Source organism: Microbacterium sp. OR16 (assembly GCF_047306725.1).
GTDB lineage: Bacteria > Actinomycetota > Actinomycetes > Actinomycetales > Microbacteriaceae > Microbacterium.
This window is the reverse complement of the sequence record NZ_JAZEXK010000001.1, coordinates 425,087-444,089: the sequence shown is the minus strand read 5'-3', so window position 1 is coordinate 444,089 and position 19,003 is coordinate 425,087. Positions and strand designations below refer to the sequence as shown.

General features: G+C 68.8%; 18 protein-coding genes. 4 read left to right on the top strand and 14 right to left on the bottom strand.

Annotated elements, in window-relative coordinates; translation table 11 throughout:
- The first annotated feature begins 72 nt into the window (after positions 1-72).
- The gene (locus V2S05_RS02110; RefSeq protein ID WP_413633630.1) at positions 73-1,077 is read left to right on the top strand and encodes an isopenicillin N synthase family dioxygenase; all 1,005 of its coding nucleotides are present in this window, start codon (positions 73-75) and stop codon (positions 1,075-1,077) included.
- Here the strand turns inward: V2S05_RS02110 and V2S05_RS02105 are convergent.
- Both V2S05_RS02105 and rpsO read right to left on the bottom strand, forming a co-directional pair.
- Positions 1,074-1,526 carry a transcriptional regulator gene (locus tag V2S05_RS02105; RefSeq protein ID WP_413633628.1) on the bottom strand — a complete coding sequence of 151 codons (453 nt, stop codon included), beginning with the start codon at positions 1,524-1,526 and terminating at the stop codon, positions 1,074-1,076. The two genes, V2S05_RS02110 and V2S05_RS02105, sit on opposite strands and share 4 nt — an antisense overlap.
- A complete protein-coding gene (gene rpsO, locus V2S05_RS02100) occupies positions 1,471-1,740 on the bottom strand; it encodes a 30S ribosomal protein S15 (RefSeq protein ID WP_071642334.1) in 270 nt (89 codons plus the stop codon). The genes V2S05_RS02105 and rpsO overlap by 56 nt, the downstream gene beginning before the upstream one ends.
- Positions 1,741-1,945: 205 nt before the next feature.
- Between rpsO and V2S05_RS02095 the strand changes: the two genes are divergently transcribed.
- Positions 1,946-3,172 (top strand): MFS transporter, encoded by a 1,227-nt coding sequence (locus V2S05_RS02095; protein WP_413635208.1) that lies wholly within the window; start codon positions 1,946-1,948, stop codon positions 3,170-3,172.
- Between the two features lie 46 nt (positions 3,173-3,218).
- Here V2S05_RS02095 and V2S05_RS02090 read toward each other — a convergent pair whose 3' ends face one another.
- The 3 genes from V2S05_RS02090 to V2S05_RS02080 form a co-directional block, all read right to left on the bottom strand.
- Positions 3,219-3,767 carry a YceI family protein gene (locus tag V2S05_RS02090; RefSeq protein ID WP_413633626.1) on the bottom strand — a complete coding sequence of 183 codons (549 nt, stop codon included), beginning with the start codon at positions 3,765-3,767 and terminating at the stop codon, positions 3,219-3,221.
- 148 nt (positions 3,768-3,915) lie between these two features.
- Positions 3,916-4,284 (bottom strand): FKBP-type peptidyl-prolyl cis-trans isomerase, encoded by a 369-nt coding sequence (locus tag V2S05_RS02085; RefSeq protein WP_271637890.1) that lies wholly within the window; start codon positions 4,282-4,284, stop codon positions 3,916-3,918.
- A 219-nt stretch (positions 4,285-4,503) separates the two neighbouring features.
- Complete coding sequence (locus tag V2S05_RS02080) at positions 4,504-5,706, bottom strand: PrsW family intramembrane metalloprotease (protein WP_413633625.1); 1,203 nt, start codon at positions 5,704-5,706, stop codon at positions 4,504-4,506.
- A 59-nt stretch (positions 5,707-5,765) separates the two neighbouring features.
- On the opposite strand from V2S05_RS02080, the gene V2S05_RS02075 reads away from it, so the two are divergent.
- Entirely contained in the window at positions 5,766-6,635 is an 870-nt protein-coding gene (locus V2S05_RS02075; protein ID WP_413633623.1) for a fumarylacetoacetate hydrolase family protein, read from the top strand.
- 85 nt (positions 6,636-6,720) lie between these two features.
- Here V2S05_RS02075 and V2S05_RS02070 read toward each other — a convergent pair whose 3' ends face one another.
- From V2S05_RS02070 to V2S05_RS02055, 4 genes are all read right to left on the bottom strand, one after another.
- Complete coding sequence (locus V2S05_RS02070) at positions 6,721-8,181, bottom strand: aspartate ammonia-lyase (RefSeq protein WP_413633621.1); 1,461 nt, start codon at positions 8,179-8,181, stop codon at positions 6,721-6,723.
- Between the two features lie 61 nt (positions 8,182-8,242).
- Positions 8,243-9,151 (bottom strand): metallophosphoesterase, encoded by a 909-nt coding sequence (locus tag V2S05_RS02065; RefSeq protein ID WP_413633620.1) that lies wholly within the window; start codon positions 9,149-9,151, stop codon positions 8,243-8,245.
- Between the two features lie 38 nt (positions 9,152-9,189).
- A complete protein-coding gene (locus V2S05_RS02060) occupies positions 9,190-9,519 on the bottom strand; it encodes a peptidase (protein ID WP_271637895.1) in 330 nt (109 codons plus the stop codon).
- Complete coding sequence (locus V2S05_RS02055) at positions 9,516-10,991, bottom strand: inorganic phosphate transporter (protein ID WP_413633619.1); 1,476 nt, start codon at positions 10,989-10,991, stop codon at positions 9,516-9,518. The genes V2S05_RS02060 and V2S05_RS02055 overlap by 4 nt, the downstream gene beginning before the upstream one ends.
- A gap of 151 nt (positions 10,992-11,142) precedes the next feature.
- Between V2S05_RS02055 and V2S05_RS02050 the strand changes: the two genes are divergently transcribed.
- Positions 11,143-13,263 (top strand): S9 family peptidase, encoded by a 2,121-nt coding sequence (locus V2S05_RS02050; RefSeq protein WP_413633618.1) that lies wholly within the window; start codon positions 11,143-11,145, stop codon positions 13,261-13,263.
- Between the two features lie 51 nt (positions 13,264-13,314).
- On the opposite strand, the gene V2S05_RS02045 is transcribed toward V2S05_RS02050, so the two are convergent.
- The 5 genes from V2S05_RS02045 to V2S05_RS02025 all read right to left on the bottom strand — a co-directional run bounded on the left by V2S05_RS02045 (position 13,315) and on the right by V2S05_RS02025 (position 18,963).
- Positions 13,315-14,343: an ATP-dependent 6-phosphofructokinase gene (locus V2S05_RS02045; protein WP_071642302.1), complete on the bottom strand. Its 1,029-nt coding sequence runs from the start codon at positions 14,341-14,343 to the stop codon at positions 13,315-13,317.
- 222 nt (positions 14,344-14,565) lie between these two features.
- Positions 14,566-16,731 (bottom strand): DEAD/DEAH box helicase, encoded by a 2,166-nt coding sequence (locus V2S05_RS02040; protein ID WP_413633616.1) that lies wholly within the window; start codon positions 16,729-16,731, stop codon positions 14,566-14,568.
- Positions 16,732-16,898: 167 nt separating this feature from the next.
- On the bottom strand, positions 16,899-17,531 hold the full coding sequence (locus tag V2S05_RS02035; RefSeq protein ID WP_413633615.1) for a hypothetical protein: 633 nt from the start codon (positions 17,529-17,531) through the stop codon (positions 16,899-16,901).
- Positions 17,532-17,596: 65 nt separating this feature from the next.
- A complete protein-coding gene (locus tag V2S05_RS02030) occupies positions 17,597-18,547 on the bottom strand; it encodes a bifunctional riboflavin kinase/FAD synthetase (RefSeq protein ID WP_413633613.1) in 951 nt (316 codons plus the stop codon).
- The gene (locus tag V2S05_RS02025; RefSeq protein WP_413633611.1) at positions 18,544-18,963 is read right to left on the bottom strand and encodes a hypothetical protein; all 420 of its coding nucleotides are present in this window, start codon (positions 18,961-18,963) and stop codon (positions 18,544-18,546) included. Before V2S05_RS02025 ends, V2S05_RS02030 begins: the two co-directional genes overlap by 4 nt.
- Positions 18,964-19,003 lie beyond the last annotated feature (40 nt).

Here is a 19,003-nt window from a genome sequence, read left to right as displayed (position 1 = left end):
ATCCCCGTGCGTCCACCGGTAAGAGAAGGCAACATTCGTGCGAGCCGGCGGGCGGGGACCTAGCGTCGACGCATGACCGATCTCACCCTCCCCATCCTCGACCTGTCTCAGCTCGACGCCGGCGCAGACGCGGCCGACCGGTTCCGCGCGGACCTGCGCGCCGCGACGCGGGACGTGGGATTCTTCTACCTCACCGGAACGGGCATCCCGACCGATCTCGAGCAGCGGCTGCACCGCGCCGCGAGGGACTTCTTCGCGCTCGACGACGACGACAAGCTCGCCATCGAGAACGTGAAGAGCCCGCACTTCCGGGGGTACACGCGCATCGGCGGGGAGCGGACGAAGGGCGCTGTCGACTGGCGCGAGCAGATCGACATCGGTCCGGAACGGGACGCCGTCGAGGGCGGTCCGGCGTTCAACCGCCTCATCGGGCCGAATCTCTGGCCCCAGGCGCAGCCGGAGCTGCGCGCCGTCGTCGCCGAGTGGCACGCCGCTCTGTCGGGCATAGCACGGAAGCTGCTGCGCGCGTGGGCACTCGCCCTGGGCGCCGAGGAGTCGTACTTCGACGACCACTTCGGTGAGCCGTCGACGCTCATCAAGATCGTCCGATACCCGGGCACGACCGACCCCGAGCCGCAGCAGGGCGTCGGCGCCCACAAGGACAGCGGCGTGCTCACGCTGCTCTGGGTGGAGCCCGGGCGCGGCGGCCTGCAGGTCGAGCGCGACGGCGAGTGGGTGGACGCCCCGCCCGTCGACGGCGCGTTCGTGGTGAACATCGGCGAGCTGCTCGAGTACGCGACGAACGGGTATCTCAAGGCGACCAACCACCGGGTCGTCTCCCCGCGAGCGCCGCACGACCGGCTGTCGATCCCGTTCTTCTTCAATCCGGCTCTCGACACGAAGCTGCCGCTGATCGAGCTCCCGGCCGATCTCGCCGCACACGCGCGCGGCGTGACCCGCGACCCGGCGAACCCGATCCACAGCCTCTACGGCGAGAACGCGCTGAAGTCGCGCCTGCGAGCGCATCCCGACGTCGCGGCCATCCATCACCCCGACCTCGTCGGGGCAGCCTCCTAGCCCGCCACGGCAGGGCCCGGCTGGCCGGGCCGGTCCGGTTCGCGAGGCTGGCCGGGTCGGACCGGGTCGCGATGCTGGCCGGGCTGATCCGACTGGGCCGGAGCCGAGCCGAACTCCACGATCGCTCGCAGCGCATCGAGGTGCGCCTGGAACGCGTGCCGACCCTCGGCCGTACCCGCCACCCAGGTGCGCGGGCGACTGCCTGCCCGTCCCCGCCTGACCCGCACGTAGCGCACCGTCTCCAGCGCCGAGATCGCCTTGCTCAAAGCCGAGTCCGACACCTGCAGGATGCTGCCGAGTGACCGAGGTGGCAAGCGCGGCAGGAATGACGAGAGCCGCCCACACCGGTGGGCGGCTCTCCAAGAATGTTCTGCGCGATTGAACGCTGGTCGATTACCGGCGCAGACCGAGACGCTCGATGAGCGAGCGGTAACGGTTGATGTCGACATCCTGCAGGTAACCCAGCAGGCGACGGCGCTGACCGACGAGCAGGAACAGGCCACGGCGCGAGTGGTGGTCGTGCTTGTGTGCCTTGAGGTGCTCGGTGAGGTCCTTGATGCGCTGCGTCAGCATTGCGACCTGCACCTCGGGGGATCCGGTGTCACCGGGGTGCGTCGCGTACTCTTCGATGATCGCCTTCTTGACGTCTGCTTCCAGTGCCATAGATTCGATCCCCTCTCTGCTTGTTGCGCGGTGCCCGACGCCGAATGCGTGGGCTCTCTTTATCCGCGGCCGATCAAACGGCAACCTCGACAGCCTACCAGCATTCAGCAGGGCGGATGCGCACCGGTAGCCTCGTCGGGTGCAGTTCTCCCGCGCCCACCTGATCGATCTCAGCCCGCTGAGATCCAGCCCGGCCTTCGCCCGCATGTGGATCGGCTCTGCACTCGCCGGGATCGGCGGCCAGCTCACGATCGTGACCGTCATGCTGCACGTGTTCGAGCTGACCGGCAGCACATTCGCCGTCTCCATGATCGCGGTCGCCGGCCTGGTGCCGATGATCCTCGCCGGACTCTACGGCGGGATGCTCGCCGACGCGTTCGACCGTCGACGTGTGGCGCTCATCGCCGCGTCCGTCGCGTTCGCGGCCACGGCGCTGCTCACCGCGCTGACATGGACGGGCACCGAGACGATCTGGTGGCTGTACGGCCTCAGCATGGTCATCGCCGCAGCCAACTCGGTGGGCATGGCGACCCGCACGGCGATCGTGCCGCGACTGATCCCGCTGAATCAGCTCGCCGCTGCGTCGGCGCTGAACGGCGTCGCCTTCGGCTTGACGGTGATGGTCGGGCCCGCTGTGGCGGGCGTGCTGGTCGCCCTCACCGGGTTCGGATGGACGTACACGATCGACGTGGTCCTGATGCTGTGCATGTTCCTCGGGCTGTGGACACTGCCCGCCCTGCTGCCCGAGGGCACGATCGTGCGGCCGGGGCTGGCATCCCTCGTCGACGGCTGGCGCTTCCTGCGCCGGGCGGGCAACATCCGCGCGCAGTACCTGCTCGACATCGCTGCGATGACCTTCGGCAACCCTCTCGCGCTCTACCCCGCCCTCGGCACGGTGCTGCTCGGCGGGGGCGCCGTGACGACCGGACTGCTGACCGCGTCGGTCGCGGTGGGGACATTCGCGTCGAGCCTGTTCTCGGGCAGGATCGTGCAGTACCGCTGGCACGGAGTCGGCATCGCCAGGGCGGTGCAGGCCTACGGCGCCACGATCGCGATGTTCGGCGTCGTGCTGCTCATCGGGGCGTTCCTGCCCACGGCATCCGAGCACTCCCCCGATGTGCCGCTCATCGTCCTGGCCTGCATCGTGCTCGCCCTCTCGGGAGCGGCCGACAACATCAGCTCCATCTATCGCAACACGATGATGCAGGCAGCGGTGCCTGACGCCATGCGCGGACGCCTTCAGGGGGTCTTCATCATCGTCGTCGCCGGCGGGCCGCGACTCGGGGCGCTGTACGCCGGCACGCTGGCGACGCTCACCGCGCTGTGGTTCCCGCCGCTGCTGGGCGGGATGCTGGTGATCGGCCTCGCCGTGATGATCGCCCGGCTCACACCGCGCTTCCGCGCCTACGATGCACTGAGCCCGAAGGCCTGAACCGCTCTCGTGGCGGCTCGACCCCCGGGCTCGGGATGCCTCGTGCTCAGGCCTGCAGGGCGCCCTGCAGGTCGAGGTTGATCGTGATGTCCTTGCCGACGAGCACGCCACCGGTCTCGAGAGCGGCGTTCCAGGTCAGACCGAAGTCCTCCCGGTTGATCACCGTCGTGGCCGAGGCGCCGGCCTTGTAGTTGCCCCACGGATCGGTGCCGAAGCCGCCGAAGTCGAACTCGAAGCTCACCGGCTTCGTGATCCCGCGGATGGTGAGGTCTCCGTCGACGAAGAAGTCGCCGTCCTCGACGCGCACTCCGGTGGAGACGAACTCCATGGTCGGGAAGTTCTCGACGTCGAAGAAGTCCGCCGAACGCAGGTGGTTGTCGCGACCCTCGTCCTTGGTGTCGACGGACGCGACGTCGACGCTCGCCTCGACCGTGGCATCGAGCGGGTTCTCAGGTGCGGTGAGCGTGGCGTTCTTGATGCCGAAGGAGCCGCGCACCTTCGAGATCATCATGTGGCGCACGCTGAAGGTGACCTCGCTGTGGCTCGGGTCCAGGACCCAGGTGCCGGGACGATAGCCGGGGATCTCGATCGACATGTGTGTGTTCTCCTTGATGGTCATACGTGCGCTGTCGCGCCGTACCGAGAATAACTTACATTCACATGCATATATTCCCGAGATGTCGGATCGATGCGAGAACCCCCGCCCACTGATGTGGACGGGGGTTCCCTGGGTACGGATCCGCTCAGCCGACCGCGACGAGGTCGATGATGAAGATGAGGGTCTTGCCGGAGAGGAAGTGTCCGGATCCGGCCGCGCCATAGGCGAGGTGCGGCGGGATGACGAGCTCACGGCGTCCGCCGACCTTCATCCCGGGGATGCCGTCCTGCCAACCCTGGATCAGGCCGCGCAGCGGAAACTGGATGGTCTCGCCTCGGCCCCACGACGAGTCGAACTCCTCACCGGAGTCGTACTCGACACCGGCGTAGTGCACGGTGACGGTGTCGCCGGGCTTCGCCTCGGCGCCGTCGCCCTCGACGATGTCGCGGATGACGAGCTCTGCGGGGGCGGGTCCGGTGGGTGCGTCGAACTCAGGCTTCGTGCGTTCAGTCATGGCTCCATCCAACCCCGGCGCGCGTGCCTCGGTCAATGCGAGACATCCGCTGAGCGCGTAACCGTGACCTGGCCCTTCCCCGTGGCGATCCGCGCAGGGTCTTGACTTCGCCGGGTGCGCGAGGCACCCTGTGTGTAGATCAACTCAGCGCCCGGGAGACTCGCAGGCATCGCCGCAGCACCGGGCGCTGAGTCTGTCCCTGGGCTACGGCCCGAGCCGTCAGTACGCGAGCAGGCGGGCTCTGGCATCCCGGGTGCGCATCAGCAGCGCGTGCTCGTCGGCCGAAGCGAGCGGGTCGCGTCCGGTGATCGCCCGCTGGCGTACCGCGGCGAGAGCGGCGGCATCGCGGATGAACGCCTTCATCACGTCTCGGCGGTCGCCGCGCAGGCCGGCCGCCCACTGCAGACCGGTGCGCCGGCCGGCCGGCGTCGCCAGCATCTCGACCTCCTGCGGGGTGAACCATCCCGCAGCGGCGTAGTCGCCGAGGCGCAGACGCGTCAGCCGCGCCTCCTCCCGTCGCAGCGCCAGGATCGCGATGATGAAGGCGATGAAAAGCGGCACCTGGGTGGTGATGTACAGCGCGATGAAGTCGCCCAGCAGAGACGAGCCGTTCCAGTACGCGTGCAGTGCGATCGCGCCGACCAGTCCCGTCGCGGCCGATCCGACAGCGCCTGCCGTGCTCGCACCGCGACGCGCGGCCAGGCCGATGGCGAATCCCGTCAGGGCCGTGAACATCGCATGCGCGAACGGCGAGACGAGTCCGCGCAGGATGAACGTGACGGTGAGCTCTCCGGCACCGCCGGAGGTGAGACTGGTGCCGAAGTACTGGATGTTCTCGGTGAACGCGAAGCCCGCGCCCACCAGTGCGCCGTAGACCACGCCGTCGACCGGGCCGTCGAACGCCCGTCGACCGATCACGAAAACCAGCAGAACACCGGCTCCCTTGGCGAGCTCCTCGATCACAGGCGCCTGGATGACCGCGGCGAAGAACTCGTTGCGCTGACCGACAGCCAGCGCGAACGCCAGGTCGACAAGCAGCGTGATGCCCACGGCGGCCACCGCTCCCCAGGCGAGCGCGAAGATCACGAGGCTCTTCGGCTCCGGCTCCCACCGGTCGATCATGCGCACGCCGGTGAGCACGATCGCAAGCGGCACGAGAGCGAGGACGAGTCCGACGACGGACGCGCCGACTCCGAGGAACAACGCGAAGTACGCGATCAGCGCGATCAGCAGGAAAGCGAGCACCCCGAACACCCAGACCGACGCGCTGCGTCCCCGTCGGGCCGGCATCGGAATCGCCGGCATCGCCGGAGCGGGCGCCGGCGCCGACGGCGCAGGCGGGGCGTACGGTGAGCGACCGGCGAGCATGGTCGGGAACGGGTCCGAGGGCTGCGCGGCCGAGGGCCGTCCTCCAAAGCTCATGAGCAAAGCCTAGAGGCCACCTCTGCCGCGGGCGGCACCGCGACGGGTAGCGTAGAGACATGCGTTTCGCCCATCTGAGCGCTCGCGATTCCGAGGCTCTGCAGCTCGCCGTCATCGACGGCACGGAGGCCACCCTCGTCAGCGACCTCCTCTCCCCCGCTCCGTCGACCCTGCAGCAGCTGATCGAGGGCGGCGACGAGCTGCTCGAGCAGCTGCGCGCCGCATACAGCGCGGGCGACGCACCGCGGCATCCGGTGGCGGATCTGCGATTCGGCCCCGCCGTCGTCTCGCCCCCGCTCATCCTGGCCGTGGGCCTGAACTACGCCGCCCACTCGAGTGAGCTGGGGCTCAAGACTGACACCGCGCCCACCGTCTTCACGCTGTGGCCCAACTCCCTCGCCGCCCACGGCGGCACCACCTCGTGGCCGCGCGCGCTGAGCGAATCGGTCGATTACGAGGCGGAGCTCGGTGTGATCATCGGCCGACCCGCGAAGGACGTCACCGCCGACGAGGCGCTCAACACCGTGTGGGGATACACGGTCGTCAACGACATCACCGCGCGCGACATCCAGTTCGCCGAGGCGCAGTGGTCGCGCTGCAAGTCGTTCGACGGCTTCACCCCGACCGGCCCGGTGGTGGTGACGGCTGATGAGATCCCCGACCCGCAGGACCTGCACATCTGGGCGGTCGTCGACGGGCAGACCGTTCAGGACGCCAGCACGGGGCAGATGGTGCGCAGCGTCGCCACGCTGATCGCGCACCTGTCGTCCTCCGCGACCCTGCAGCCCGGCACCCTGATCTCCACCGGCAGCCCCGGGGGCGCCGGCTACTCGCGCGATCCGCAGATCTTCCTGCGCGACGGCTCCACCGTCACGGTGGCTGTGGACGGCATCGGCGAGCTCACCACGCACTGCCGCACGTCCGGCTGATCCGAGTCCGCTCCGACGCCGAATCCCCGCTCTGACGCCGAAGAGGCGGATGCCGTACGGCATCCGCCTCTTCGCATCTCCCTGCCTACGCCTGCGGGAGGTCTTCCGCGCCGATCACGGGGATCGCGGCGGTCACGGTCTCCAGTCCCGACAGGCGGGCCGGCGAGATCTGCTTCATGACCTCGTCGCGCGACATGAGGCCGGCCTCGACCACCAGGTCGGCGACGTTGCGGTTGGTGAGCAGCGCGGTCTTGGCCAGCGCCGCGGATGCCGCGTAGCCGATGAAGGGGGTGAGCGCGGTGACGACGCCGACCGACGCGCCCACCATCGCGCCGAGGCGCTCGCGGTTCGCCGTGATGCCGTCCACGCAGTTCACGCGCAGCGTCCACATCGCCTGGCGCATCCAGGTGATCGACTGGAAGATCGAGTGCGCGATGACCGGCTCGAACGCGTTGAGCTGCAGCTGACCGCCCTCGACCGCCATGGTGACCGTGACGTCAGCGCCGGCGACGGCGAAGGCGACCTGGTTGACGGCCTCGGGGATGACGGGGTTGACCTTGCCTGGCATGATGCTGGAGCCGGCCTGCATGGCCGGAAGGTTGATCTCGCCGATGCCCGCCTGCGGACCAGACGAGAGCAGACGCAGGTCGTTGCAGATCTTGGAGAGCTTGATCGCGTTGCGCTTCAGCGACGACGAGAACGACATGAAGGCGCCGGTGTCGCTCGTCGCCTCGACGAGGTCGGTCGCCGTGCTGAGGTCGAGTCCGCTGATCTCGCGCAGGTGCTTGAGCACCGTGGGCGCGTAGTCGGGGTGGGTCGTGATGCCGGTGCCGATGGCGGTGGCGCCCATGTTGATCTCGGTCAGCAGCGAGGCGTTCTCGGTGAGACGGCTGTGGTCCTCCCCGAGGGTCGTCGCGAAACCGTGGAACTCCTGCCCGAGGGTCATCGGCACGGCGTCCTGCAGCTGGGTGCGGCCGACCTTGAGCACGTCGTGGAACTCGTTCGCCTTGCCGAGGAACGACTTGCGCAGCAGGTCGAGCTCGTCGAGCAGCGAGACGAGGTTCAGCGAGAGTCCGATCTTGACCGCGGTCGGATAGACGTCGTTGGTGGACTGGCTGCGGTTGGTGTGGTCGATCGGCGAGAGGAAGGCGTAGTCGCCCTTCTCCCGACCCGCCATCTCGAGCGCGATGTTCGTGATGACCTCGTTGGCGTTCATGTTCGTCGAGGTGCCGGCCCCGCCCTGGATGACCCCGACGATGAACTGGTCGTGGAACTCGCCCTCGATGACTCGCTGCGCGGCCGCGTCGATCAGATCGGCCTTGTCGGGGTCGAGCACCCCGATCTCCTTGTTCGCGCGCGCGCTGGCCTGCTTGACCATCGCAAGGCCGCGCACCAGGTCGGGGTACACCGAGATGGGGCGCTTCGTGATTGGGAAGTTCTGCTCGGCCCGCAGCGTGTGCACGCCGTAATAGGCGTCTCCCGGGATCTCGATGCTTCCGATCGAATCGGTCTCTGTGCGGGTAACAACAGGCTCAGACGCGGCCATGTCACATCCTTGTGGGTAGTGGCGATCAGGGATTCGGGGGATTCCTCTAGTCTATGACGCTTCAGCGCACGGGCTTGCGGGAGAACTCCTCGAGTCGCTGCTGCGGTGTCAGGGACGCCATGCGCTGCGCCCACTCGCGCGTGAAGTGGTCGCCGGTCGGCGCTGCGATCACCGGCACCACCGTGTGGGTGATCGTGTCGGGGTGGACGTGCGCGAGCTGGAACGACTGAGCGGCATCCATGCCGTTGACCTCGACCGCCGGCCGCGCGACGTTCATGGTGTAGCAGGTCGCGGAGGCGACGCTGACGGGGATGCCGGCGAACAGTCCGTGCGATGAGTAGTGCAGGTGTCCGGCCAGGATGGCACGCACGTCGGTGTCGCGCAGCACGTCGGCGAGCTCGTCCTGATGGCGCAGCTCAAGGATGTCGAACAGCGGGATGTGGCTGGGCAGCGGCGGATGGTGCATCGCCAGGATCGTGCCGTGCGGTGCCGGCTCTCGCAGCACGTCGCTAAGCCACTCGAGCTGATCGGCCCCGAGGTCGCCGTGGTGCCAGCCGGGAACGCTCGTGTCCAGAGCGACCAGTCGCAGCCCGTCGAGATTCCACACCCCGGTGACCGGCTGCTCGGTCGGCTCGAGATCGAGCAGGTGCTGCCGCAGCGCAGGTCGTTCGTCGTGGTTGCCCGCGACCCAGACGATCGGGCAGCCGAGATCGGCCGCGAGCGGCTCCATCGCGGCTCGGAGGCGGCGGTACGCGTCGGGCTCCCCCAGGTCGGCGAGATCCCCGGTGACGACGATCGCCGCCGAATCGCTGCCGATGGCTCGGATCGCGTCGAGCGTGCGGCCGAGGCTCTCCTCGACGTCGAACCGACCGCCCAGACGAGCACCGCCCGCGAGCAGGTGGGGATCGCTGATGTGCACGATGACGTGGGACGCCGGCGCGTGGCGGCCGAACACGAAAGGGCCTGACATGCCCTCAGCCTAGGACCGCCCTCGCCCGTGGATCCGCGTCAGTGGCCGACGACGATGAGAAGGATGCCGCCGAGCACCGCCGCGCCGCACAGGATGAAGCAGCCGATCGCGGCCACGAAGGCCAGGGTCTTCTGCCCCTCGCTCAACGGGCTCTTGCGCGCAGCCTTGGCCGCCTGCTTCGCCGCGCGTCTGATCTCCTTCTCGGAGAGCACGGTGATGGCATCCGTGAACTCCGCCGGCGTCACCACCGGAACCCGTCCGGCACGGACGAGCATCCGCAGACCCAGCGCGTAGAACAGCACGATGGTGCCGGCCCCGAGCAGGGCGGCGAGGAAGACGTTGACGAAGGCGCCCCAGTCGATGCTCATCGTGCGTCCTCCTGCTCGTCCACGGCGATGTCCCACTCGGCGAGCTTGGCCCGGGCCTTGCGGTTGGCGATGGCGCTCTCCCACTCCTGAGCGGCCTTCTCGGCGGCGGCGAACTTGTGCGCCGCCTTCTCGGCAGCGCGCTTGGCCGCCTTGATCTCGGCGGGCGATGCGCCCGCCTTCTTCAGCTTCTTCGCCCGGCGTGCCGCGCGCTCGGCCTCGTCCGCCTTCCGCTCGGCGCGCTCGAGCGCGCGCACGAGCTCCATCCGGCTGGCGCGACGGGTGGGGGCCGGCACATCGGGCTGGTCGACGGCGAGGCCGGACTCGGCCACGTCGCTCATCGCGTTCGCGGACGTCACAGCGTTGCGGCGCGAGTACAGGAACAGGCCCACGATGATCACAAGCGCCAGCACCGCGTCGATCGCGACACCCCAGTTGCCGAACCAGATGACCAGGAGTGCGGCGAGGGCGCCGACGCCGCCCGCCGCGGGAAGGGTGAGCAGCCAGCCGATCGCGATGCGGCCGGCGGTGGCCCAGCGCACCGAGGCGCCGCGTCGACCGAGGCCGGAGCCGATGACCGAGCCCGAGGCGACCTGCGTCGTCGAGAGCGCGAAGCCCAGGGCGCTGGAGGCGAGGATCGTCGCGGCGGTGGAGCTCTCGGCGGCGAAGCCCTGTGCGGGCTTGACCTCGGTGAGACCCTTGCCGAGGGTGCGGATGATCCGCCACCCGCCGAGGTACGTGCCGAGGGCGATCGTGAATGCGCAGGCCACGATGACCCAGAACTCGGGGTTGTGGTAGTCGTCGCTGCCGGGATCACCCGTCTGCCAGCCGATCGTGATCAGCGCCAGAGTGATGACGCCCATGGTCTTCTGCGCGTCGTTGGTGCCGTGCGACAGCGCCACCAGGGAAGAGGTGAAGATCTGACCCCAGCGGAAGCCCGAGCGACCGTCGGGCTTGCCGTCGTACCGACGCGTGACGCCGTAGGCGATCTTCGTCGCGATGAATGCGATGATGCCGGCGGTGAGCGGTGCGATCATGGCGGGGAGGATGATCTTCGACAGCACCATGCCGAAGTCGATGCCCGTGGCGCCGACGCCCACCAGGGTGGCGCCGATGAGGCCGCCGAACAGCGCGTGCGAAGAGCTCGAGGGCAGACCGAGCAGCCACGTGAGCATGTTCCAGGTGATGGCGCCGATGAGTCCGGCGAAGATGAGCGGCAGGAAGATCTGCGCGCCCATCTCGCTGATCGCGTCTTCTCTGATGATCCCGCCCGAGACGGTCTTGGCGACCTCGGTCGACAGGAACGCGCCGACCAGGTTCAGCACCGCGGCGAGCAGCACTGCCGTCTTCGGCTTCAGTGCGCCGGTGGCGATGGGGGTCGCCATCGCATTGGCGGTGTCGTGGAATCCGTTGGTGAAGTCGAAGAAGAGCGCCAGCGCGATGACCAGCACGACGATGAGGGCTGCGGTTTCCACCGGTCTCTTTCGTTGGGACTGCCAGGGAGGGGCCGAGAGATCGGCTTGTGACGAACGAAGAGTTCACCGTGGGTTTGTCATCCGTTAGAGGACCCTGATGAATCCTCCCATCCTGCCCGGTCGCGGTCAACTCGCCGGGTAGCGTGGCAGGGTGACCGATTCCCGCATCCAGCCGCCCGCGGCGGCCCGCCGCATCACCACGCGCTCCCACCACGGCGACGAGTTCGCCGACGCATACGAGTGGCTCCGGGCCAAGGACGATCCCGAGGTCATCGCGCACCTGGAGGCGGAGAACGCCTACACCGAAGCGCGAACCGCGCATCTCGCCGCGCTGCGCGAGACCCTGTTCGAGGAGGTCCGCTCGCGCGTGCAGGAGACCGACCTGTCCGTTCCCACGCGGCGGGGCGACTGGTGGTTCTACAGCCGCACCGAGGAAGGCGCCCAGTACGGCATCCACTGCCGCACCGCCGCCCACGGCGACGACTGGACGCCGCCCGTGCTCGAGCCGGGCGTGCCGGTCCCGGGCGAGGAGGTGCTGCTCGACGGCAACGTCGAGGCCGAGGGACACGAGTTCTTCTCGCTCGGCGCCTTCGATGTGTCGGACGACGGCACGCGACTGCTGTGGTCTGTGGATGTCGAGGGCTCGGAGCTGTACACCGTGCATGTGCGCGATCTGGCATCCGGAGACAAGCTCGCCGACGTGATCCCGAACACCGGCCAGGCGTTCTTCACGCCGGACGGCACGTCGATCCTGTACACCACGCGCGATGAGGCCTGGCGACCCGACACCCTGTGGCTGCACCGTGTCGGAACCCCCGTCGGCGAGGACGTCAAGCTGTTCCACGAGCCGGACGAGCGCTTCTGGATGGGCGCGGGCATCACCCGCAGCCGCAGATACCTCGTGATCGGGCTGGGCTCGAAGATCACCAGCGAGGAACTGCTCATCGACCTCGCCGAGCTGGCCGCCGATCCGCTGACCGTCGAAACGCAGGTGGTATGGCCGCGGCGTGACGGCGTGGAGTACTCCGTGGATCACGCCGTGGTCGACGGCGAGGATCGCCTGCTGATCCTGCACAACGACGACGCCCTCGACTTCGAGCTGGTCTCGGTGGCGGCATCCGACCCCGCGGGCGCACGGCAGGTGCTGATCGCGCACCACGCAGGTCGGCGGATCATCGATGTCGACTGCTTCCGCGACTTCGCGACCGTCGAGTACCGCAGCGAGGGGCTCGTGCGCTCGGCGATCATGGATCTCGCGACGGGGGCGCTCGACGACGTCGATTTCGACGAGCCGCTGTTCGACGCCTACTTCAGCGGGAACCCCGAGTGGCACTCGCCGTTCCTGCGGATGGCGTACACCTCGTTCGTCACGCCGTCGCAGGTGCTCGATCTCGACGTCGCGACCGGCGAGAAGCACCTGCGCAAGCAGATGGCGGTCCTCGGCGGATACGACCCGGCCGATTACGGGCAGCAGCGAGTGTGGGCGACGGCCGACGACGGCGCCCAGGTGCCGGTCTCGCTCGTGTGGAAGCGCTCTTTCGGCGATCCCGGCGTCGAACCGCGCGCTGTGCATCTGTACGGCTACGGATCGTACGAGCACTCGATCGATCCCGCGTTCTCCACCATGCGCCTGTCGATGCTCGATCGCGGCGTGATCTTCGCGGTCGCCCACGTGCGCGGTGGCGGCGAGATGGGCCGGCACTGGTACGAAGAGGGCAAGGAGCTGCACAAGCGCAACACCTTCACCGACTTCGTCGCGTGTGCACAGCACCTGATCAGCACCGGAGTCACGGTGCCCGAACAGCTCGTCGCCGAGGGCGGCAGCGCGGGCGGCCTGCTGATGGGCGCCGTGGCCAACCTCGCCCCCGAGCTGTTCGCCGGCATTCTGGCCGGCGTGCCCTTCGTCGACGCGCTGACCTCGATCCTCGATCCCTCGCTGCCCCTCACCGTGGTCGAGTGGGACGAGTGGGGAGACCCGCTGCACGACCCCGAGGTCTACGCGTACATGAAGTCCTACACGCCGTACGAGAACATCCGCGAGGGTGTGCACTATCCACGGATCCTGGCGATGACATCGCTCAACGACACCCGCGTGCTGTACGTCGAGCCGGCGAAGTGGGTCGCGGCTCTGCGGTACGCCGGCGCACAGGACGTGATGATGAAGTGCGAGATGTCGGCCGGGCATGGCGGCGTCAGCGGACGCTACAACTCCTGGCGCGAGCGCGCGTTCGAGCTCGCGTGGATCCTGGACGTGCTGGACCTGACCGACTGACGGCCCGGGCGCACGGCGTCCGCCCCGGTCGATGAGCTCCGACCGGGGCGCTCAGCCGAACAGCGCGGCTGCTTCGTCGTACCGGCTGCGAGGCACGGTGTTCAGCTCGCCCAGTGCCTCGGCGAAGGGCACCCGTACGATGTCGGTGCCGCGCATCGCGACCATCTGACCCCACGCGCCGTCGACGAGGGCGTCCGCCGCGTGCAGCCCGAGTCTGGTCGCCAGAACCCGGTCGAATCCCGAAGGGGATCCGCCGCGCTGGATGTGACCCAGCACGGTCGAGCGCGTCTCGATGCCGGTGATCCGCTCGATCTCGGGAGCGAGGATCTCGCTGATGCCGCCCAGACGCGGCCGGTTGAACGCGTCGAGTCCCTTGTCGCTGTACGCCTCGTCCATGCCCTTGAGGGTGAAGCCCTCCGAGACGACGACGAGGGGTGCGCGGCCGCGAGCCGCGGCGCTGCTGACCAGCGAGCAGATCTCGTCCATCGACATGGGCACTTCAGGGATGCAGATGACGTGCGCCCCGGCGGCCATGCCGGCGTGCAGCGCGATCCAGCCCACGTGCCGGCCCATGACCTCGGCGACCATGCAGCGCTGGTGGGAGTCGCCGGTCGTGCGCAGCCGGTCCATCGCGTCGGTGGCGATGTTCACCGCGGTGTCGAAGCCGAACGAGTAGTCGGTCGCGCGCAGATCGTTGTCGATCGTCTTGGGCACGCCGAGCACGTTGATGCCGTCCTTGGCCAGACGATCCGCGGCCGCGAGGGTGCCCTCGCCGCCGATCGCCACGATCCCGTCGATCCGGTGACCGTACAGCGTCTTGGCGATGTTCTCGGCTCCCCCGCGCGTGCCCTCGTACGGGTTGGTGCGGCTCGTGCCCAGGATCGTGCCGCCGACCTTCGACAGCCCCTTCACCTCGTGGCGGGTGAGCGGGAAGAAGTCGCCGTCGACGACGCCCCTCCAGCCGTCGCGGATACCGACGAACTCGAGGTCGTAGGTGGTGGTGCCCTTGAGCACGATGCCGCGGATGACCGCGTTGAGGCCGGGACAGTCGCCGCCGCTGGTCAGGATGCCGATCTTCATGCTGCTGCCTTCGTGCTTCGGGTGGAAAGGAGAGAAAAGGCGACGCTGCCTGCTGTCGACCCTAGCGCTCCTCGGTCTCGAAACGCCATTCGGGGTCGCCGAAAACGGAGGATCTTGCCGCGAGCGTCGCCGCAATGTGCGGTTCTTGGACGATATCGCCCTGAACAGACGCGAACGGGCGCCAAGAACCTGTGTTCTTAACGCCCGTAGTCGCTCCCCGGGTCATTCCGCGCCGAGAGCCTCCCGCAGCAGATGCATCAGCGCAGCCATCTGCACCGACTCGCCCGGCTCCTCGGCGACGGCCTCGCCGTCGAGCGCGCGGGCGGCGAGCCCCTGCTTCTGGTCGATCAGCTCGGCGATCTTCGTGTCGAGGGTGTGCGCGGCGATGATGCGCCACGCGGTCACCGGCTCGTCCTGACCGATGCGGTGCACGCGGTCGATCGCCTGAGTCTGCTCCGCCGCCGTCCAGCTCAGCTCTGCGAGCACGACGTTCGAGGCCACCTGCAGGTTGACGCCGACGCCGGCCGCCGTGAGCGAGCAGACCGCCACGCCCACCTCAGGGTCTGTGTTGAACGCGTCGATCGCCTGCTGGCGCGCGGGGGTCGTCTGGTCGCCTCGGATCGATACCGACTTGATCCCGGCGGCGGCGAAGTGCGCCTCGGCCTGATCCATCACGTCGACGTGCTTGGCGAAGAACACGACCTTCTCGACCGAGCGCTGCAGCTGCGCCGCGTAATCGGCGGCGAGCAGAGCCTTGGCCTGGCCGATCTTGCGCACCATGGTGAAGACGTTGTCGCCGCCGGCTCCGGCGGCCTTCGACTCCTCCAGCTCGTTGTGAGCGACGAGGCGCACGATGTCGTCGTCGATGCTCTGCGACACGCTCGAGGACCCGCCTGCAGACGACCCGTGCGCGGCGGTGCGCGCCTCGACGATCCGGCGGTACTTCGCGGCCATCCGCTCGCCCAGCTCGCGCTCGGCCGCCCGGATGCCCCGGCCGAACTCGTCGTCCAGCTGCACGGGGAGGTCGGCGATGAGCTTGTCGGGCAGATCCGCTGCGACGTCCTTCTTCTTGCGCCGCACGATGCCCATCGAGATGACCGCCTCGCGCGCTTCGGCGTAAAAGGACTTGTCCGCCGGGGTCAGTCCGGTGGCATCCAGCTTCTCCATCAGCTCGCGCTCGGGCTTCTCGCCGTTCGTCCAGCCGAGGAAGCGCCAGATCGCGTCGAAGTCCTCGACGTCGTTGATCAGCGGAGTGCCCGTCAGCGCGAGCATGAGCGGGTTGCGCTCGCGGTCACGGATGCGACTCGCGAGAGCCAGCACGTTCTGCGAGCGCTGCGACGACAGGTTCTTGATGAAGTGCGCCTCGTCGACGACCATGCCCTTCAGGCCGATGGAGCCGAGCCACGACAGGTGCCTGTCGAGGATCTCGTAGTTGACGATGAAGACGTCGGCGAAGGCGTCGATGTCGGCCCCGTCGCCCTGGATTACGGCGGCCCGGCGCTGCGGCGTCCAGCGCTCGACCTCGCGCGCCCAGTTCATCTTGACGACGTTGGGAACGACGACGAGCAGCGGGTACGCGTTCGCGACCGAGGCGGCGAGCACCGACTGCGCCGTCTTGCCGAGTCCCGGCTCATCGGCGAGCAGGAAGCTGCGATGACCTGAGCGCACCGCCTCGACGAAGCGTGACTGATGCACCATGACCTCGCGCCCCTTGGGCGAGATGTGGTCGTACTCGGGCGTCGGGGGCAGCTCCATCGTGGCCGCTCCCCCACCGGCACCCGACTCGAACGCCTTGTACAGCGGACCCATCAGCTCCCATCCGTCGAGCCGGCGGCGCGGCACGGCGGCGGGGCGGGGGGTCAGATCGGGCGGGAGGAAGGGCGACGCCAGCAGACGCGACTCGACCGACGGCGGGGTGACCTGCTTCTCTGCGAGAGCGGCCGGAACCACGGGGGTCTGCACGATCGGGGCGACGTCGGTGATCACCAGCTCCTCGGGGGCGAGCTCGGCCCCCGACTCGAGCAGCCAGTCGCGACGCATGCGCTTCGCGACCGGCGAGGTGGCCTGATCAGCCTCGAGCAGCTGGATCAGCGACGTGTCGCGGGCGGCCGTCTTCGCGAGGATCGTGGCGACCCCGTCGAGCCGCTTGAGCAGCTCGACCCTGGCCGCGTCCGTCAGCTCGCCGTCGGCCTTGACCCTGGCGCGCTCCTCACGCACCAGAAAGGCGATCACCTGGAACTTCACCCGGTTGGTCGGGCCCAGCTTGGCCCGCTGCGCCTTCGCCTCGATCTCGCGCACCTTGCGCGCGAGGATCGGGATCAGCGGCGCCTCTTCGTCTCGACGGGACGTCTTCTTTCGCCGCGGGGCGGCGGTCGCCGTGCTCGGCATGCTCCTCCTGAGCGTGAGTACCGGTCATCCGGCGGGGCCGGAAGCTGCTCTCCGTGAGCGGCTCCGATGAGGCGACCGCGAGGATGCGGAGTGCGAGGGTCGGGTGCGGACCTGGTCAGAAACGCGGATGCCAGAACCCTCGCCAACAGTCTACGCCATGCCCGAGGTCATCCCCAGAGCTGTGCGACCATGTCGTCGGCGTACCCTGCCATGTCGACGTTGATCCACTTCGTCGACAGCCACGCGTTGGCCCGGAAGACGTGGATCTCGCCGATCGCACCGGGCATCTCGCCTTCGAACCTCTCCTCGGCGAGGCAGCGCGTCTGCTGCGGGTCGCCGTCGACGACCTGGCAGTCCGATCCCGCGGCGCGGTACGCATCACGCAGGACCTCCGACTGCTCTGCGTCGACGAGTGCGACCGTCGTCGCGATGCCGACCTCCGACGCCACTCCCCACGTGCAGCGCAGGTGCGGAAGACCCTCGATCATCTGCACCGCCACCGGCAGGTCGGTCGAAGGCATGGTCAGGGTCGGGTCGTTCGCCGGCAGATGCGCCGCGGTGAGGCGATCGCGCATCGACGCGCTGAAGACGTCCTCGCATGCTGCGGGCAGCTCGATCGAGTCGTCGGCGGGTGCCGACGTGCTCGAAGGAGCCGCTGAAGGCGTGCCCGTGCTCGCGGGGCCAGGGCTGGCTGCCGACGTGTCACTCGCCGTGGGGTCCGGCGTGCCGGGCGTGCAGGCGGTCAGCGAGACGGCGATGATCGCGCCGCTGACGATGGCGAGACGCATTCGAGCGGACATGCCCCGATGCTACTCGCCCCCGGTCGCAGGGCCGAGCGGGCCGATGAACTCGTTCGCACGGCGGGTCAGCGGTGGCCGAGCAGTCGCTCGCGCGCGACCGACACGTCGTCCGCCATCTGCGCGATGAGCGCTTCCATGCCCTCGAACGCCACCATGCCGCGCAGGTGGTCGGTGAACTCGACCGTCACACGATGCCCGTACAGATCGAGTCCGGTCTCATCCAGCACATGCGCCTCGACCTGGCGGCGCTCGACGTCGTCGAAGGTCGGGTTGGTTCCGACCGAGATCGCCGCAGGATGCCGGATGCCCGTGACGTGGTCGTCGAGCCATCCCGCGTACACGCCGTCGGCCGGTGCGAGGGCGTCGATCATCTCTGACAGGTTGGCGGTCGGGAATCCGAGTTCCCGGCCGCGCTTGAGCCCGTGCACGACCTCGCCGGTGACGGTGACCGGCCGCCCCAGCACGGTGGCCGCGTGGGCGACGTCACCGGCGGCGAGCAGCTCGCGCACCCAGGTCGACGACACCCTGCGGCCGCCGCCCTCGGGGGTGACGTCGTCGATCACGTCGACGCTGAAGCCGTACTGCGGGCCGAGCTTCTGCAGCAGTGCGGGATCGCCCGCGCCGCCGCGACCGAAGCGGAAGTCCCTGCCGACGAGGATCATCGCGGCGTGCAGGGAGTCGACCAGGATGTCGCGGACGAAGTCCTCGGCGGCCAGTGCCGCCAGTGCGCGGTCGAAAGTGAGCACCAGGGTGGCGTCCAGGTCGAGCTCGCCGAGGAGCTCGACCTTGCGGTCGGTCGCGACGACGTTCTCCGGGCACAGCTCGGGACGAAGCACCTCGAGCGGGTTGCGGTCGAAGGTCACGGCGACGGTGCGAGCCCCGATCGCGCGCGCATCCTCACGCATCCGCTCGATCACCGCTCGATGCCCCACGTGCACGCCGTCGAACTTCCCGATGGCGACGACGGAGCGGCCGAAGTCGGGCGGCACGTCAGCGGGATCGCGGAAGACGATCATGCCGCCTCCCTCTGCGGCCGGTGCGTGCGCAGCCACCACAGCCCGAACACGGGCAGCACGAGCGGAATGAAGATGTAGCCCATCCCGAAGTACGACCAGACGCTGTCGTGGCCGAACAGCGCCGGCGCAAGCAGGCTGAGGGCGCCGACCACGATCACACCGGTCAGCTCGAAGACGATCGCGATCCAGGCGACGGTGTACCAGCCACGGCGGTGCGCCAGCACGAGCGCCAGCGTCGCGAGGATGTACACCGCGGCGGCCAGCACCGAGAGGCTGTAGGCCAGCGGCGCCTCATCGAAGCGGCGCACCACCTGGACGAAGCTGCGACCGGTGGCCGCCAGAGCCATCACGGCGTAGACGATGACGAGGACTCGGCCGATACCCGTCATCCGGGCGCGCGAAACGGTGTGGGACATTGCGTCGTCCATCTTACGCGCGTCGGCGACACGGGCCGAC